The following is an 18,424-nucleotide window of genomic DNA, read 5'->3' as shown; positions in this document are numbered from 1 at the left end:
GCACTGGTTTCTCGACGGGAGTGCATCACAAATGAGTAATGCGCAAGATTTTGGCGCCCTGAATTGGGTAAAGGACGAATTGGATGTATCCATTCGTCATGCTCGCCAAGCGTTGGAAGCCTATGTGGAGACGCCAGGTGACACTGCGTCTCTGGCAACCTGCGGCGACCACCTGCATCAGATTGCCCGGGTTCTGCAGATGGTGCAGGTCTACGGTCCCAGCATGCTCGCTGAAGAGATGGAACTGGTGGTGCGTGACATGTCCGATGGCAATGTCAGGCAAGAAGAGGATGCTGCCGAGGCGTTGATGCTGGCCCTTATTCAGCTTCCGGACTATCTGGAGAAGCTTCAAGGTGGTGATGCGGATGTACCGCTTATCATTCTGCCATTGCTGAATGATCTGAGAGCTGTTCGTGACGCGCCATTGCTTTCAGAGGCAGCTCTGTTCAAGCCGGAAATCGAAACCGAATCTGATGGGGATAAGATCAACGAAGATCTGCCGACACTGGTCAAGCAGGTCAGACAAAAGTTTCACCTGGGGCTGCTGAGTTGGTATCGCAAGCGGGACACTGTCCATGGCTGGCCACTGTTGAGGGATGTGTTTGCCACAATCCGTAATAGTGCTGGAACTGAGACGGTCCAACACCTTTTCTGGGTCGCTGAGGGCCTGATGCATGGGTTGATTGAAAACACCATAGCACCGGGGATTGCAGTCAAACAGTTGTTCAGTCGCCTTGACCGGAAGATGAAGGTCATTATCGATGGTGGTGAGCATTTGCTGGTGGAAGATCCACCTGCGGCACTGCTGAAGAATCTGCTTTACTATATCGCCCGAGCGAACTCGCAACATCCTGAAATCGTTAAGATAAAAGAAGCATATAACCTCGATGCAGTAATGCCGAGCGAGGATCAGCTCAATGAGGGCAGACTCGGATTGACCGGGTCAAATGCCGAGTTGGCTGAATCGATCAAGGATGCGGTGAGCAGCGAGTTAACCCGTATTAAAGATATCCTCGATCTTTTCATGCGTGATGAAAAGGCAGATATGGAGATGCTTGGTCATCTTGAAGCGCCAACACGCAAATTGGCTGATACTCTGGGAATGGTTGGACAAGGTGCATTACGCTCCCGTCTAAATCGTCAGGCAGACAAAGTTAAAACCTTTGTTGAACAGGGTGTGTTGCCGGAAGAGTTCGAGTTGATGGAGATGGCAGGAGATATTCTCTATGTGGAATCCTCCCTCAGTACTCTCCACACCTTTCAGCCTGGTGCTGCTCAAAACCTTGATGAAGGTTCTTTGGGAGACAGTCTGCCAGAGGGTGAGTATCAGAATCTGATCCGTCAAACCGTACGCGAAGCGAAGGTTGAGATTGCTCGGGCAAAAGAGACGATTATCAGCTTTACAGAGGCAACAGACGATACCTCTGTTCTTGATTCTGTACACCAGGGTTTTCGGCGTGTAGAGGGCGCTCTGCAGATGCTCAACCTGAGAGATGCGGCTGAATTGATGTCGCAAACAGGGGGTGTCATCAAGAGTGATTTCATGGATGCCAACGTGCCGCCGAGCAGGCAGCAGTTGAACTCCCTTGCTGATGTTGTCAGTAGTATCGAATACTACCTGGAGACTCTGGTTGACGGTGCTGGAGACCGGGGAGAAATTCTCGCCATAGCACGAGCCTCTTTGAATGACCTGCTGAGTGATGGCAAGAGCGAGGTGACAGAGTACGTTACGCCGTCAGAGCCCATCGATCTCTCGGAATCTGCTGATCATGCAGAAGGCTATGAGCTTGAAGAGGAAGAGGTTTCCGATCTCGAGTTTGGTGCCAGTAGCCTGCAAATTGAACCACCACAGCCAGAAGTGGAAATTCTTTCAACAGAGAATGAACCGGCAGCTGTTGAAAAAGCAGAAGATAAGCCACAGTTCGAGGAGATTGCATCTGCCGACAAGCCGATGTTGGAAGATATCGACCCTGAAATTCTGGAGATCTTTATTGAAGAGGCCCGGGAAGAGCTGGAGAGTATCCAGGAGCACTTGCCTCGCTGGCAGCATAACCAAGCTGACAGAGAAGCTCTTGCCATTTTCCGGCGCTCATTCCACACATTAAAAGGCAGTGGTCGCTTGGTTGGAGCGATGGTGATAGGTGAACTCGCCTGGTCTGTGGAGAATATGCTCAATCGCATGATCGATGAGACCATCAAGGTATCACCTGAGATGATGGATCTGCTCAATCATGTCACTGAAGCCTTACCTGTACTGATCGACTGTCAGGAAAAAGGCACCAGTCCCGATGTAAATGTTGAACTCTTACAAAACCGTGCCCACGCTATATCTGAAGGTAAGCCTCTCGAAGAGATAGCTGAACCAGAGATAGACACTACAGAGCTACCTGCATCATCAGAAGAGATTGAGATTGAAGCGATATCACTTGATGATGATGTTGCCGAAGTGGAGTCTGCTGAAGAAGAGGCGCTGTTACCTGAAGATGGAGAATCCTCAGAGGTTGAACCGTACAGCTTGGAAAACCTCGAACTCGATGATGAACTCGTGGATCAAGTCGAGGCTTCAGAGGAGACGGAACAGTCTGAATTGCAGGAAGCAATTCTCGAAGGTATATCGGAAGATATTGAGCAGGACGATTTCACCGATTCAGATCTTGAGATAGAGATCGATACCGAGTTGCTGGAAGTGTTTGCTGAAGAGTCAGAGGAGCACCTGCAGGAGATCGAGGTATTCCTCAAACAGGCTGCGAATACCTCCCCCGCCATGCTGGTACCCGAAGAGGTCGTGAGGGCATGCCACACACTACATGGTAGTGCTCACATGGCTGGGATTACACCCATCGCAATGCTCAGCGAAGCCATGGAAGACTATGTCAGAGCAGTACACGAACATCAGTTGCCTGCTGAACCTCAAGTGGTTGATCTGATTGACGGTAGCGTTGGATATATTCGTCAACTGTTAAGTTGGTTACCTGAAGATTCTCTACCCGAGCCACATGTCGATACCTATCTTGCCGGATTGAATGGAGCCTTGCAGGCAATACAGGCTTCAGTTGAAGAGAAGAGTGAAACTCTGGAAGAAGCATTTCACTTAGATGAACTCTCCTTAGAAGATGTTTCGACTCTCGATGAGGTCGAAAGCTTAGAAGAAGATATCCAAATCGAAGCTACGGATGATAGTGAGTCCGAAGAGTTCGAGGTGGATATTGCATCCGATCTGCTGCTACAGGATTTCGGGAGCCTTGAAACTGATTCAGAGGAGTCAGAGCTGCCACTATCGGAAGATTCAGGTTTTCATGAAGTAGTGAGTTACCTGCAGTCTGATGATTTCTTCGAGGTGGAAGGCGACGAGGAGTTGCTTGAAATCTTCATCGAAGAGGGACGAGAGTTGTTGGAAGCCCTTGAACATGGCTATACCGGCTGGCAGCACTCTCCGAATGATGAAAAAGTGGTCGATGACATCAAGCGGACACTACACACACTGAAAGGTAGTTCCAGGCTTGCCGGGATTAATCCCATTGGTGATCTGAGTCATGCGCTGGAGAGTTTATACGAACGCCTTCTGCGAAATGAACTGAAGCCGGATCAAAGAGTTCAGGATTTAGTACGCCAAGCTTTCGATTTCCTTGCCACTCAAGTTGAGGATGCTGCAACCACTGGCAAAGTACATCTGTCGACCCAACTACTCGTCGATCTAGAGCAGCCAGCTGCTCCAGAAACTGAGTCTGAAGATCTATCAGATGATGCCATCCTGGAAGAAGTTCTCGAAGATGATCTGCAATTGGCAGATGAGGCATTCCCCGATTCAGAGCCTGTAGAGGATGAGCAGCCTGACCAGGAAGAGCTTGTGCGTCTTCAAAAAATGGAGCTGCAGAAGGCATTGGACGAGGCCGAGGAGAGCAGCACCTTATCTGAGTCAGATGAGCAAGTTGATTCGAGTTCTTATTACGAAGAACCAATGAGCTTTCTACATGAGGGAGATCTGTTTGAGGTCACTGAAGACCGTGAATTGGTTGATATCTTCGTAGAAGAGTCAAAAGAGCTGCTCGAAGTCCTGGAAGAACAACATCAGAAATGGCGTGAAAACCCATCAGACCATCAATATCTGGATGGTATTCTACGAGCGCTTCACACCATGAAAGGCAGTTCTCGTCTAGCTGGTGTAGAGCCGGTAGGCGACCTCAGTCATGCGATGGAGTCGTTGCTGAATTGCGTCATGAGGGGGCATATACCTGCTGATAGCGCAGTGATGAGCAGTCTCACCCGTACAACCCTCGACATGCTGGCTACACAGACTGATGATGCCGAGTCCTCTAATGAAGTCCATAGAGCGGATAACCTGATAGACGAAATTCAGGTGCTTATCGATAAGGGTACCGAGCGCGAAGAGATCGTTGAAGATCTTATTGATCCCGATCTTCAGGATGAGCTTGGGAGTGTGGTGCAATCCTCCACTGAGGATGAAGAGCTGGAAATTGTTCAGGATGAGCTCGATTCTCTGCTGCAACCCTCTTCTGAAGATGAAGCTCTGGCGGAGTTGGAAATTGTCGAGGATGAGCCCGAGCCAGAGGCACAATTAACTTCTGAGGATGAAGTCCTGCCCGAAGTGGAATCTGTCCAGGATGGGTTGGACTCTGATGAGATAGAAATAGTCGCTTCCGAGTTGGACATTACGCCTGAAGAGGTTCAGGAAGAGAGCCTCAGTCAAGCCGATGAGTCTTTCCTGGTAATGCATGACGAAGTGTTGCTGGATGTGGGTGAAGATGAAGAGCTGATACAGATCTTCGTTGAAGAAGCCAAAGAGTTCATGGATCAGATCGAAAATCGATTTCTGCAATGGCTCGATGATCTCAGCGACCAAGCTGCAACCGAAGGTATGCAACGTAATCTGCACACGCTAAAAGGCAGTGCTCGTCTCGCGGGTATTATGCCTGTCGGCGACTTGAGTCACGCTGTCGAATCAGTGATGACAGCTGTGGCTGAAGAGGAAATCGATCCCATCGAAACAGTTACAGATACTCTTCGCCACGCGATCGATCACCTGGCTTTCCAAATTGATACCATTGCCAAGACCGGTAAGGTTCCTGCATCAGATGTTCAAGTTGAACAGCTGCATAATCTCCTGGGTGGAGAACTCACACCTGTCCATGCCGGGATGGTTGAAACCATTCAGGAAGTTGCAGAGAGTGAGTTAGTTGAAGAGAAGGAAGAGGAGTCGCCGACTGCCAAGGTACTGCCCTTCAATGAAGAGATTGCCAAGCTGCTCAATCCGGAAAGTGAAGAGGATAAGAAAGCCAGCTTCAAACCCAACAAGGAGCAGGTTCGAGTCAATGCGGATTTGATGGATCGACTGGTTAACCATGCCGGTGAGGTTAGTATCTATCGCTCGCGCCTGGAGCAACAAAACAGTGTCCTGGGCTTCAACCTCGCGGAGCTTGAACAGACAGTCTCCCGTCTCTTTACTCAGTTGCGTGGTCTTGAGATTGAAACTGAGGCACAGATTCTCTATCGCTGGGAACGGGATAACGAAAAACTAGAGCAGGAAAAGACTGAATTTGATCCACTGGAACTGGATCGATTTTCCACCATGCAGCAGTTGTCGAGAGCGCTGGTAGAAACTGTTAATGACCTGGGTAACATCAATGAGTCGTTACGCGATCTGCAACGTGAGACGGATACCTTACTGCTTCAACAGTCACGCATCTCAACCGATCTGCAGGATGGATTGCTACGAACTCGAATGGTGCCATTCGCAACCTTGGTACCAAGGATGCAGCGCCTTGTCAGGCAGACAGCAGCTCAATTGAGTAAAAAAGCCAATCTGGAATGCTTTGGAATAGAGGGCGAGCTTGATCGCAGTATTCTGAATCGTATGGTTCCAGTGCTTGAGCATCTGCTTCGTAATTCAGTCTCTCATGGCATTGAGCTTCCAGGGAATCGGCTCTCTGCGGGTAAGCAGGAGACAGGTCGTATCTCCCTCTATCTTGATCGGGAAGCGACAGATGTAATGATCACCCTGTCAGATGATGGCAAAGGTCTTGATATCGAAGCGATTCGTAAACGGGCATTGGAACAGGGCATGATCAATGCCAATGCTGAAATAAGCGATGATGACCTGATCCAATGTGTGTTGTTGCCTGGCTTCAGTACAGCGAAAGAGGTAACCCAGATTTCAGGTCGAGGCGTTGGCTTGGATGTGGTGACCAGTGAGGTGAAACAACTCGGTGGCTCACTGGAGATCGATTCTCAGCCAGGACGCGGTACCAGTTTCATTATTCGTTTACCCCTCACTCTGGCTATTACCGATGCCCTGCTGATTCGGGTGGGCGAAGAGATCTATGCTGTTCCTCACGGTAGTATCAGCGGTGTTGTGCGGATACGACGCGATGAGATTCAGAAATGCTATTCAGGCGAACAGGAGAGTTTCGATTACGGTGGTAAGCACTATAAGGTGAACTACCTCGGGCGTATGATGGGAACTGGGCAGCATGAGATTCATGAAGGTATGCGTTGGTTGCCACTGTTGCTGTTACAGACCGGCGAACATCAGGTAGCGCTACAGATTGATGAGCTATTGGGTAGTCGTCAGGTCGTGGTGAAGACATTAGGTAAGCAGGTCGGCAGTGTGCGTTGGATTACCGGCGGCACTATTCTCGCCGATGGTCGTGTAGCCTTGATCCTCGATCTTGCTTCTCTGGTTCGTATGGACGCAACCCATGCCGCACCGCTCATGCAACCGGATAGCGATCAGCAACAGAAGAAGCTGGAAGAGCGTCTACGCGTCATGGTGGTGGATGATTCGATCACTGTGCGTAAGGTCACCAGTCGCTTACTGGAACGCCATGATATGGATGTTGTGACTGCGAAAGATGGTGTTGAAGCAGTGGCACTGTTACAAGAACAGGTGCCGGATATTATGCTGCTTGATATTGAAATGCCGAGGATGGACGGTTTTGAGTTGGCTCGACATATCAATAACTCCGTAGATTATTATGGATTGCCGATCATCATGATCTCTTCCAGAGTTGGGGATAAGCATCGTCAACGTGCAATGGATCTTGGGGTTAAGCGCTGTCTTGGTAAGCCCTATCAGGAGAGTGACTTGCTGGATAATATCAACGAAGTCCTGGCGGAAAACAGACAATGAGCCAAGCGGTAGTCAAAGAGGTCAGAAGCGTAATAATCCCTCTGCACGAACGCCAGCTTCTGCTGCCTAACGCATCGGTAGCCGAAGTCATGAGCTATCAACAACCTGAATATGCGGGTGATGAGCTACCCGAGTGGTTCCTGGGGCATCTTGCCTGGCGTGGTGTGATGATTCCTGTCATCTCCTATGAAGGGATGTTGGGTGAAACGGTGGTTGCTCCAGGTTACCGAGGTAGGATTCTTATCTTGAATGCTCTTGGTGATCATGAACGGCTTTCTCATATCGGCATGGCAGTGCATGCAATTCCCTCTCTTGTCAGAGTCAGTGCTGATAATGTTGTGCCTGTGAATTCTGACGATGAAGAACCACAACCTCTGATCAAACAAAAAGTCGAGCTGGATTTGAGTCCGGCTATAGTCCCGGATATGGATGAGATAGAGCGCCAGGTTCTGGATTTGATTAAGGGTCTGTAAAAAATACCCACACTTTGAAACAAGCCATAGTGTAGATTTATCAGGTGTAGTCCAAAGGGTTGAAATTATTTTTAACATGGCACCTTGATATTTATGCTGTAGTGTTATTCGGATAAGTAACTATCAGGCCCAAGGGGTTATTCTCTCTCTTGTCTCTACTCCAATACTATCAACAGCAGCTGCAGATAAACGGTTTCGATCGGGATGCCTATCAGGAGCGTATTCTGTTTGCCTTCGATCGACTGGCTGATCAACTTACTCAACCAAGAAAAACTTCAGGTTGGCTGTGGAAAAAGAGTGTTCCAGCTGTCCAGGGACTCTATATCTGGGGTGGCGTTGGTAGAGGCAAGACCTGGCTGATGGATCTGTTTCATCAACAACATGAAACACTGGGCATCGAACGACACCATTTTCACAGTTTTATGCGGCTTATTCATCAGCGATTGAAAGAGCATGAGGGGGATAAGGAACCTATGATGCTGATCGCTCAAGAGATGGAAAACCGCATGCGGGTACTCTGTCTTGATGAGTTCAATGTCATAGACATTGGTGATGCGATGCTGATGCGGACTCTTTTAGAGAGCTTGCAGAAGGTGGGTATCACTTTAGTCACGACTTCCAATCAACCTCCCGATAGTCTCTATATGAACGGCCTCCAGAGAGAACGGTTTTTACCCGCTATCGCACTGCTAAAAAGTGGCAACGAAGTGCTGGAACTGGAAGGTGACCAGGACTATCGCCTGCAACTCTTCGAAACTTCCTCTGTCTACCATACCCCACTCAGTGATGACGCTATGGTCAAACTGAGCGGTGAATTCGATCGTCTGGCGAGTGGTTCGGTTGAAGAGATGGGACGATTCGAGGTGCCAGGTCGTGCGGTGCGATTCGTCAAAAGAGCCAGTGGTGTGATCTGGAGTGATTTCAATGCGCTATGCGGGCCGCCACGCTGGCAGAACGACTATATTGAACTGGCTCGATGCCATCACACGGTGTTTATTTCAGATATACCCCGACTTGATGGGACATGGGATGACAGAACCCGGCGTTTCATCAACCTGGTCGATGTCTTCTACGACCAGAAAGTTAAAGTGGTTATCAGTGCTGATGCTGAACCCGATCGGCTCTACAGTGGAACCCGGCTCGCATTTGAGTTTAAGAGAACTGCGAGCAGGTTGAAGGAGATGCAGTCGGCCAAATATCTGGAGACACCACATAAAGGCTGAGTCTGTTGTCGGGAATGAAGAAGCTATGACGAATCGTAGGGTGCGGCCCTGCCGCACCATGCCCAACTAAAAACCAAACCACCTGACAAGACGGTGTTGAGACGCTGCTGGTAATGAACCAAAGTATCTGCTTTTTTGGGAATTCTCACCCTGATGGTGCGGCAGGGCCGCACCCTACGATTCATCATAGCTTATCGTGTGGCATGCCCCACCCACAACAAAACCATCAACCTCGAACAGTAGCCTGATGACTTCCCGAAATAAATCCACACGTAGGGTGCGGCCCTGCCGCACCATAAGGTCAGGGTTACCTCGGGTCTTATGGTTAATTACAGCTGCGATTCTAGAGGGAGGTGGAATTTGTCTCTAAACCTGCTGATCAGGTAGTTTAAATTTAAGCCAGCCATGGTGCGGCAGGGCCGGCACCCTACATCAGTTGAATTTTTCTGGACTGTAGAGTGCATGAGCCTGGGTGTTTGGATCTGACAAGTCTGCCTACAACTCTTTTTGAGGCTCTGTTATTTAGTATTCAGATTAGAAATATTTCACTTTATTTTATCTACTTGATGGTTCGTGATTCACACATTGACATGCCAGCCGTCATCATCGATTGCGCCGGGAAATTTGCCATGCATTGCCACTCCATGCTGGTACCATCCATAACCAATTTTGGTGCTAATACCACTCTCTTGTCATTACCGAAGCTATTGCTCAACGTTGCAACGATTGCGCCGCCATCACCAAACAGGACCTCCTTGATATCTGCACTTTTCAGGTTGTCCGGGTTATAGCCCATATCCTGAGGTTTCTCAGGCCAAGCGCCATTCATCATATAGTATTGCTGCATTTCAAATTTGATCGGAGTCAGCAAACTGATGACGTTGACGAGCCTGGATTGAAATTGCATTTTTCCAGTGGTTGCAGGCTCTTCTCCCTGGGGGATATATTCAGATTCGCCCATTAGTTTTGAGCCCAGTTGAGAGCGCTGTTCAGGTGCAGTAAAAACGCTGACGGTCTCCTGGCTGATATCAGAATCGCAGGCCACCTGCTGATAGACAAGCTCACCCTCGGCATTGGTGCACTTGTAGAATTTCTTAGCCACCACCTGGCTGCTTGGAGCGAGAAAGAGCAGGGCCAGGAGGATAATCCGGAAAAGTTCTGTTTGATGTTGCATCATTCTGTCTTGCTGGTTGGTGATCTCCTTATCCTAGCAAGAAATTGAGAAATTGGCACAGTCATCACTGAGTGGGTTAAGAACTGTACACTTGTGGTGACCGGTAGGTGAGTGACACCACCACAAGCGTACATTGTGCACGGTTAAGATTGTATATAATTAACGCTCACATCTACGATGACGTCGCTCAGGTTTACGATCACTGCACTCTTCAGGCTTATTCTCTTGGGTAAGGTTGGAAGCAAATACGACAACACGGTTTGTCATTCCTTGCGCCTCCTCTTCATCATTGGCGCGGATTATGCCATAGAGCACGCCTTCTTCAGAATGATCCCAGGCAATACCCTGACCGCGGATATTCAAAGATATGGTCTCAGCAACTTCCAGCACAGATCCGGCCTCAGGAAAACGGATTTGATAGGTTTCTGCCAGATCGTGGCCTGTGATGTAAAGTTTTCCATCCGGTCCCCAGGAGCCGCCGGAGTTACTCATCAGTTCAAATTTCTCCATCAATTCGGTTGGAAAAATCCAGCCTTCCAACACCTGCCAATCCTCGTTGAACTTAACCAATGTAGTATTGATATTGCCACCGGTATGGATTGCATAAGGTACGCCGGCTTTAGTGCCGTCTGGTAGTTTGCCTTCCTTGTTATAGTTGGCGAAGGTACCCCACCAGTAGCCATCATGTTTGTCCAGCCAGGTTAAAGAGCCAAGGCGGATACCGATACTGTGGCTTTCAATGTGCTTCATGGTTTCTGCATCCCAGACCTCAATCGAGCTGGTCATCGGGAAGTAGCGGTAGTTGGAGTGTGAACAGTAGATTTTGCCATCAACTACAGCGGCACTGTCCAGGTGTTTAACCTGACCATCGTCTTCGCCAATCCAGGCATCTACATATTCACCATCCTTGGTGTACTTGGCGATTGTATGATTGTCTACCGCATAGAAATGCTCCTCATCAACACCAATGCCCTGATTGGCTTCGGGTATATCGAATTCAGCAATCTGCCAAATGGTGGTTTCGGCTACGGAGACGGTTGAGACAAGACAGAAAAGTGCTGCAGATAGTGATGATCGTAACAAGCTGGCATTCATTGGTTATTCTCCCAATTCTTATAGGTGTCCTGATTCCAGGAAGATTGACGCAAGCGCACTCTATAGTTATTGAATGACAGTCTTATGGAGGTCAATTGATCGCTTTGTGACTATTCGTCACAACTAATTTGTATTCAGCCAGAGTCGGGTTTTTTTACAAAACTTTGAAGTCACCCCAAAGGGTCTGGATAGCTGCAATGGCGGCCAGAGGTGCAGTCTCGGTACACAGAATTCTCGGACCTAAGCGAAGACCTGGAAACTCTTGTTGAAGGGCGTGATCCCGCTCGCCATCGCTCAGTCCGCCCTCCGGTTCGATCAGGATTGAAACTGAAGATTTCGGGGGGGAATATCAGTTATGGGTTGTTTGCCACCTGGGTCGAGTACCAAGGCGAGGTCAGAATTTTGTTGAGAAATTGCAATAATGTAGCCTGGATGAAGTGTAACGGAATCCGGGAGAGCAGTGCACAAATCTTCCCGGATTCCGTTGCACTTCATCCAAGCTACGGACTGAAAAAGCGCCACTCGTCGTTCATTTGGAGTGACCAAACCTCTCTCCTAGCGCCCGTAAGGGAGTGCCCTTGGGTGCGCCTTGATTAGCTCTTTTTCAGGGGCAACAGGGTCGATTCGATTAGTGTTAACAGGCCCTAAAACTTAAAGTCACCCCAGAGGGTTTGGATAGCGGCAATGGCAGCCAGTGGTGCTGTCTCGGTGCGCAGGATTCTGGGGCCCAGACGCAGGCCAAGAAAACCCTGCTGAATGGCTTGGTCACGCTCGTTATCGCTCAGTCCGCCCTCTGGTCCGATCAGGATTGATACTGATGATTTCGGTGGAGGGATTTTAGATATGGGCTGAATGGCAGCAGGGTCGAGTACCAGGGCGAGTTCAGAATTATGTTGAGAAATTGCAGTTGATAGCTCAACTGGTTCATCAAGCATAGGTAAACGGCATCGGCCTGACTGTTCGCAAGCGCTGACGATTACGCGCTGCCAGTGAGCCATTCGGTTGATGCGTTTTTTATCATCAAGTTTTACCACGCACCGTTGTGTAAAACTTGGGGTGATATGGGTAACACCAAGCTCAGTGGCTTTCTGTAGCACCAGATCCATACGCTCTCCCCGCGAGATACCAATGATCAGATGAATAGCGAGCTGTGTCTCTGTCTCATGTCGAATCTGCTCTCCAACCAGAGCAGAAACCCCTTGCCTGGATACCTGGTCGAGGTGAGCCTGAAACTCATCACCGCTGTTGTCAAACAGTATGATCTGGTTGCCGGTGCGCATTCTCAGAACATGGCGCAAGTGATGAGCCAGCTCCTCTTCAAGGCTGATCGGTTGATGCGGTGTCAGGGGTTGAGTGGTATAGCACCGGGGAATTCTCATCGCTTATGTCCGAGGTTGAATCTGTGCTGCACCGCAGACTATCCAGTGACTCCTGTGGCCTCTTCGGTATAGCTGGTTCTAGCCAACTGTCGTTCAGCGAGACGTTTATCAATCAGATTTTTCACCATGATCAGCAAGCCGAGCCCGATGAAAGCACCCGGAGGAAGAATGGCGATCAACATGCCGGGGAAGTCCTCGATTTTAAGGGTCAACCCTTGAGCAACTTCGCCAAACATCAGATGAGCCTGATCAAACAGGGTGCCCTGACCAACCAGTTCACGCATGCCTCCCAGCACAATGAGTACCAGTGTAAAGCCGATTCCGACACTCAGGCCGTCAACCAGTGAACGCCAGAGGTTGTTCTTCGACGCAAAGGCTTCTGCCCGGCCTATGATGGTGCAGTTGGTAACGATGAGCGGGATAAAGATGCCCAGTATTTTATGCAGTTCATGGAAGTAGGCGTTCATGCCTAACTCAATCGCAGTTACAAAAGAGGCGATTACCATCACAAACACCGGCAGGCGTACTTCAGGTCGTACAAAGTTCCGGATTAAAGAGACGGTGCTGTTGGAAGCGACCAAAACCGCTGTGGTCGCCAATCCAAGCCCCAGTCCATTGATGGCGGTATTACTTACTGCGAGCAGTGGACAGAGCCCGAGCAGGGCTACCAGCGCTTGATTGTTGTGCCAGAGGCCATCAGTGATGAGTTGTCGGATGCTATTGTCAGACATGGTGTTTTGTCTCTATTCCTTTGTCGCTGGCTCAGTTGTCTGCCGGTCATAAAGGGCATCTTTGTTGTCGCGTACATAGAGCAGTGTGTTTTTCACTGCAGTGACGATGGATCTGGGTGTGATGGTGGCGCCGGTAAACTGGTCGAAATAGCCACCATCCCGCTTCACGCTCCATTTTGCCAATGATGGATTGTCCAGGGATTTATCGTTAAAACTGTAGATCCAATCCGATCGGTTCTCCTCAACCTTATCTCCCAGACCGGGAGTCTCTCTATGGCTGATTACACGAACACCGCCCAGGGTACCGTCGTAGCGAACCGCTACCAGCAGCTTTATCGGGCCGCTATAGCCGTCAGGTACCACCGAGGTGAGTACCGTGGCTACAGGCTGCTGTAGCTTTCGACCACGGTAGACACTGGTCTGTTCACTCCCCAGCAGGTCAACTGACTCTACCTCTATCACATCGGCTACCATATCGTTGTCGACACTCTCCGGTGGCACCAGTGCGTGAAGAGATTGCAGCAGGGTTTCCCGCTCATTTTGCAAAATGCGATCCTTGGTGGCGACATGGGTGAAAGAAACCAGTGAGGTGCCTGCCACGGCGAAGGAGGCAAGAATGCCAGCTGCTATGAGGATTGAAACACGATTATTCATGTTTTATCTCACCATGCCCATAGGTCCGTGGACGGGTGTAGTAGTCGATGGTAGGTGCTGCCATATTCATCAGCAGTACCGCAAAAGCGACCGCGTCCGGATAGCCACCCCAGGTGCGAATGAGGTAGACAAGTACCCCTATGGTTGCACCATAGATCAACTGCCCGGCTCGGGTTGTAGAGGCTGTAACCGGATCGGTGGCAATAAAGAAAGCCCCCAGAATGGCGCCTCCACTGAAGAGATGAAACAGCGGAAAAGGGAAACTCTCAGAGTCGAAGATCCAGAATATTGTCGCCATACCCACCAGACCGGTGATGAAAGCGAGAGGGATCTGCCAGGTGATGGTGCGCTTGTAGACCATCCAGATACCCCCCATAAGGAACCAGTTGCCGGCCCACTCCCAGCCCAATCCGCCGAAATCACCCCACAACGGGCTGGTACGGATTTCACTGATCATCATGTTGAGGTCAAGATTGGTGCGCATGACATCAAGGGGGGTTGCCATGGTGATCGCGTCCAGTTCCAGGCCATCAGGCAGTAGACCGGCAAACTTGAAGGCGATTATCTGCTGAAAAGTCAGTTGATGGTCATTCAGGAGTGTCGGAGGCAACCAGGAGGTCATCTCCACCGGATAGGAGATCAACAGCAGAACATAGGCGGCCATGGCAGGATTAAAGGGGTTGTAACCAAGCCCCCCATACATCTGCTTGACCATGATAATGCCAAAGGCCATGCCCAGTACGACCATCCACCAGGGGAGCAGGGGGGGGATTGCCACAGCAAACAAGATGGCTGTAACAACTGCGCTAAGATCAAAAATAACCGGGGTTACCGGCCGCTTGCGCAGTTTGATTACCAGGGCCTCAAAAGCGACAGCTGAGGTAATGGCCAGTAGCAGGTTAAGTAATACCCCCCAGCCAAAATAGAAAATCAGTGCAGCGGTGCCTGGGAGCAAAGCCAGCACAACCTGGAGCATCACTTTTTCGACCCGGTTCGGACGACCGGTATGGGGTGAGCTGTGTGTTGGAAATTCCATCAGGCGGGGGGCTCCGATTGATTCTGTTGCTCAGTGGTCCCGGATTTTCGGCGTTGATCCACCTCGTCGATTTTTGCCTGCTGGGCTGAAGTCAGGTTATCCGTGTTTTTAGGGGCAAGCTGCTGTTTGGCCTTCTTCTCGGCAGCACGTTTCATTGCGGCCTGGATGGCAGCCTGTTTGGCATCCTTCTCATCCAGTTCAGGCTCAGCACTTTTCTTCTTTGGTGCCGGTTTCTTGGCTAAAGTCTCTTTCTTCTTGCGTAGTCTTGCCTTGCGCTCCGCCTCCAGTCGTTCCAGTCGGGCGATCCGAAAGTCATGCCGCTGCTTGGCATGGTCAGATTCACGTCGCTCCTGCTCCATGGCCCAACTCTCGGTCTTCGCATATCTGAAGTATTGTACCAGCGGAATATGGGAGGGGCAGACATGAGAACAGCAACCACACTCTATACAGTCGAACAGGTTGTAGTCCTGGACCTTATCCAGGTCTTTGGCACGGCTATGCCAATACAACTGCTGTGGCAGCAGCTTTGCAGGGCAGACATCGGCACAGCGGCCGCAACGGATGCAGGCCTGAGCTACTTCGGGTCTGGGGGCCTCCTCCGCAGTCGGGCAAAGGATGCAGTTGGCGCCCTTGGTGATGGGGACCTGATCTGTAGAGAGATCAAAACCCATCATAGGCCCACCTAGAATCAATTGTTGTGGATTGTTCTGATAACCACCAGCCTGTTCAATCAGATCACTCGCCAACATTCCGATCGGAACTTCATAGTTTCCAGGTCCTTTTACACCCTCACCAGTGAGGGTCACCAGGCGGGAAATCAACGGACGTCCTTCCAGTACAGCGTCGGCAACTGCGGCCGTGGTGGCGACGTTATGGCAGATCGCGCCAATCTGAGCAGGCAGTCCGGAGGTGGGCACTTCCCGACCGGTAAGGATCTGTATCAGCTGCTTTTCGCCCCCACTCGGATAGAGGGTGGGTATGCGGACTACTTCGATATTCTCATCCTCTCGAAGCTCCTGGAACATAGCAAGGATTGCCTCGGACTTGTTGTCTTCAATGGCAATCAGACAGACTTCACTTTGCAGTAGATGTTGCAGGATTCGCGCACCGTCCATCACCTTGGCGGCTCTATCCCGCATCAGACGATCATCACAGGTGATATAGGGCTCACACTCAGCGCCATTGATGATCAAAGTCTTGATTGGCTGTCCGGGGTTGAGTTTGACAGCCGAAGGGAAGGTCGCGCCACCCATGCCGACGATACCCGATTCCCGGATGCGCTGACGCAAGGTCTGGGCATCCACATTCCGGTAATCCTTGATCGGCTCTGGCAGTTCACCCCAGCTATCTTTTCCATCCGGTTGGATAACGATGCAGGGACCGGAGAGTCCTGAAGGATGTGGGATAAGATGTTCATCGATCTCCACCACAGTGCCCGATGTCGGCGCGTGCAATGGTGCAGTTACCGGTGCTGTTGAATCGGCAATCAACTCACCCTTCAAAACTGTATCACCGGGTTTCACCCTGGCTTGTGCCATCATCCCGATATGCTGCTGCAGGGGGATAATCAATCGATCAGGCAGCACTACAGATCCCAAAGGTCGCTGCAAGGAGATATCCTTATGGTCGGGCAGATGGAGTCCACCATGAAAGCGCCATAGCTCTCGGGTTTTACCTTTTTTAGATTCAACATACATGACTAATCTGCCTGCCGGGCAATCTCTTCTGTGCCACTTTGAGGAAAGGGCCAACGCCAACTATCAGCCTTTTGAGGGATCGGCTCCATTACAATACAGTCCACAGGGCAGGGGGGGAGGCAACGCTCGCAGCCAGTACATTCATCAGTGATGACCACATGCATCTGTTTCGCTGCGCCAATAATCGCATCCACCGGACAGGCCTGCAGACAGAGGGTGCAGCCAATACACTCCTGCTCTTTGATGATCGCAATCGCCTTCGGTTTCTCCTCCGCTGTCTCTGCATCCAGAGGAACAGGATCGCGCCCCAGCAGATCCGCCAGAGCGATCATGGTGCCTTCGCCTCCAGGGGGGCAGAGGTTGATCTCAACCTCTCCATTGGCAATGGCCTCCGCATAGGGTCGACACCCAGCGAAACCACATTGGCCACATTGGGTTTGAGGCAGCACCTTTTCGATCTGATCGGTGATTGGATCCCCTTCCACATGAAAGCGGATACTGGCATAGCCAAGCAACAGACCGAATAGGGTTGCCAGTCCGGTAATGGTGATGATAGCGAGCAGCATCAGATAAACACCTTACACAGAGACCAGGCCGGCAAAACCCATAAAGGCCAGAGACATCAGGCCGGCAGTGATCATAGCAATCGCGTTACCCTGCAGAGGTTCAGGAACATCAGCTACGGTTACCCGCTCACGAATGCCTGCAAACAGCACCAGAACCAGAGAGAAGCCTGCAGCGGCGCCAAAGCCGTACAAGGCAGACTCAATAAAGCCGTGCTGCTCCTGGGTATTCAACAGGGCAACACCGAGCACCGCGCAGTTAGTGGTGATCAGAGGTAAAAAGATGCCAAGTACCTGATAGAGCATGGGGCTGGTTTTGTGCATCACCATCTCGGTGAACTGCACCACCACTGCAATCACCAGGATGAAAGCGATGGTGCGCAAAAACTCCAGCCCCAGGGGGATCAACAGATATTCGTTGATCAGATAGGAGCAGATTGCCGACAGGGTCAGCACGAAGGTGGTGGCCAGGCCCATACCTGTGGCAGTCTCCAGCTTCCGGGAGACACCCATAAAGGGGCAGAGGCCGAGAAACTTCACCAAAACGAAGTTATTTACCAGCACAGTGCTAATCAGGATGAGGGCGTATTCTTGCATGGAAAAACCGAAAATCAATTAATGGCGTAAGGATAAGCGGCCAACCGGATGGTTACAACTTGTCTCTACTGTGTATTTGCCGGCTACTATGCTGATTTTATCTGGTTAAATCATTGATAAGCCGCAAACAATACTGGTCTGGGATGGATAAATCCATAACAATAGGGTTGTCTGAGAAAAATTGATAAAAAAATGCGTCAAACGCCACTGATCATTGTGGGATAAGACGACCAGTGGTGATTTCGGTGGCTCTATGCTGACCCTTATAGTCTAAGCAATCGGAAAATCACCACTAGATCTGGTGCTCATAACGCACCACTTTGCCCGAGAAATATAAACAACAGCAGTCAATGTTGCCGGGTTAACAACAATGAGGATGAGAAGAGCATATGAAACTAGAATCCCTTGCTTTGCACGCCGGATACGATTCCGAGCCAACAACCAAATCTGCGGCGGTGCCAATCTACCAAACCACCTCCTATACCTTTGATGACACCCAGCATGGCGCTGATCTGTTCGATCTTAAAGTAGCCGGCAATATCTATACCCGTATCATGAATCCAACCAACGCCGTGCTGGAGCAGCGTATGACCGAGATGGAGGGCGGCGTTGGTGCTCTGGCGCTCGCTTCCGGAATGGCGGCGATCACCTATGC

General features: G+C 50.4%; 13 protein-coding genes and 1 pseudogene. 4 read left to right on the top strand and 10 right to left on the bottom strand.

Features of this window, described 5'->3' with window-relative positions; translation table 11 throughout:
* Nucleotides 1-31 precede the first annotated feature (31 nt).
* From AC4IFB_RS03715 to zapE, 3 genes are all read left to right on the top strand, one after another.
* Entirely contained in the window at nucleotides 32-7,147 is a 7,116-nt protein-coding gene (locus AC4IFB_RS03715; RefSeq protein ID WP_490779434.1) for a hybrid sensor histidine kinase/response regulator, read from the top strand.
* The gene (locus AC4IFB_RS03710; RefSeq protein WP_490775296.1) at nucleotides 7,144-7,620 is read left to right on the top strand and encodes a chemotaxis protein CheW; all 477 of its coding nucleotides are present in this window, start codon (nucleotides 7,144-7,146) and stop codon (nucleotides 7,618-7,620) included. Before AC4IFB_RS03715 ends, AC4IFB_RS03710 begins: the two co-directional genes overlap by 4 nt.
* A 149-nt stretch (nucleotides 7,621-7,769) precedes the next feature.
* A complete protein-coding gene (zapE, locus tag AC4IFB_RS03705) occupies nucleotides 7,770-8,843 on the top strand; it encodes a cell division protein ZapE (protein WP_490775297.1) in 1,074 nt (357 codons plus the stop codon).
* Nucleotides 8,844-9,402: 559 nt separating this feature from the next.
* Here zapE and AC4IFB_RS03700 read toward each other — a convergent pair.
* The 10 genes and pseudogenes from AC4IFB_RS03700 to rsxA form a co-directional block, all read right to left on the bottom strand.
* Complete coding sequence (locus AC4IFB_RS03700) at nucleotides 9,403-10,020, bottom strand: pilin (protein WP_490775298.1); 618 nt, start codon at nucleotides 10,018-10,020, stop codon at nucleotides 9,403-9,405.
* Between the two features lie 156 nt (nucleotides 10,021-10,176).
* Nucleotides 10,177-11,112 carry a hypothetical protein gene (locus tag AC4IFB_RS03695; protein WP_490779433.1) on the bottom strand — a complete coding sequence of 312 codons (936 nt, stop codon included), beginning with the start codon at nucleotides 11,110-11,112 and terminating at the stop codon, nucleotides 10,177-10,179.
* A 154-nt stretch (nucleotides 11,113-11,266) separates the two neighbouring features.
* Nucleotides 11,267-11,437, bottom strand: a pseudogene (locus AC4IFB_RS03690) (RsmE family RNA methyltransferase); the annotation flags it as partial.
* A 319-nt stretch (nucleotides 11,438-11,756) separates the two neighbouring features.
* Nucleotides 11,757-12,491: a 16S rRNA (uracil(1498)-N(3))-methyltransferase gene (locus AC4IFB_RS03685; RefSeq protein WP_490779432.1), complete on the bottom strand. Its 735-nt coding sequence runs from the start codon at nucleotides 12,489-12,491 to the stop codon at nucleotides 11,757-11,759.
* Between the two features lie 38 nt (nucleotides 12,492-12,529).
* Nucleotides 12,530-13,222 carry an electron transport complex subunit E gene (locus tag AC4IFB_RS03680; protein WP_490779431.1) on the bottom strand — a complete coding sequence of 231 codons (693 nt, stop codon included), beginning with the start codon at nucleotides 13,220-13,222 and terminating at the stop codon, nucleotides 12,530-12,532.
* Nucleotides 13,223-13,234: 12 nt separating this feature from the next.
* A complete protein-coding gene (gene rsxG / locus AC4IFB_RS03675) occupies nucleotides 13,235-13,876 on the bottom strand; it encodes an electron transport complex subunit RsxG (protein WP_490779430.1) in 642 nt (213 codons plus the stop codon).
* Nucleotides 13,869-14,912: an electron transport complex subunit RsxD gene (gene rsxD / locus AC4IFB_RS03670; protein WP_490775304.1), complete on the bottom strand. Its 1,044-nt coding sequence runs from the start codon at nucleotides 14,910-14,912 to the stop codon at nucleotides 13,869-13,871. Before rsxD ends, rsxG begins: the two co-directional genes overlap by 8 nt.
* Nucleotides 14,912-16,609: an electron transport complex subunit RsxC gene (gene rsxC / locus AC4IFB_RS03665; protein WP_490779429.1), complete on the bottom strand. Its 1,698-nt coding sequence runs from the start codon at nucleotides 16,607-16,609 to the stop codon at nucleotides 14,912-14,914. The genes rsxD and rsxC overlap by 1 nt, the downstream gene beginning before the upstream one ends.
* Before the next feature lie 2 nt (nucleotides 16,610-16,611).
* On the bottom strand, nucleotides 16,612-17,175 hold the full coding sequence (rsxB, locus tag AC4IFB_RS03660; protein ID WP_490779428.1) for an electron transport complex subunit RsxB: 564 nt from the start codon (nucleotides 17,173-17,175) through the stop codon (nucleotides 16,612-16,614).
* A gap of 12 nt (nucleotides 17,176-17,187) precedes the next feature.
* Entirely contained in the window at nucleotides 17,188-17,769 is a 582-nt protein-coding gene (gene rsxA / locus AC4IFB_RS03655) for an electron transport complex subunit RsxA (RefSeq protein WP_069003984.1), read from the bottom strand.
* A gap of 389 nt (nucleotides 17,770-18,158) precedes the next feature.
* Here rsxA and AC4IFB_RS03650 point away from each other — a divergent pair.
* Nucleotides 18,159-18,424: PLP-dependent transferase (locus AC4IFB_RS03650; protein ID WP_490779427.1), on the top strand; the 266-nt coding region annotated here is incomplete at its 3' end.

This window comes from Candidatus Thiodiazotropha sp. AKIB8, assembly GCF_058244675.1.
Note: the sequence above shows the minus strand (reverse complement) of the source record. Positions and strands in the feature narration are given on the sequence as shown.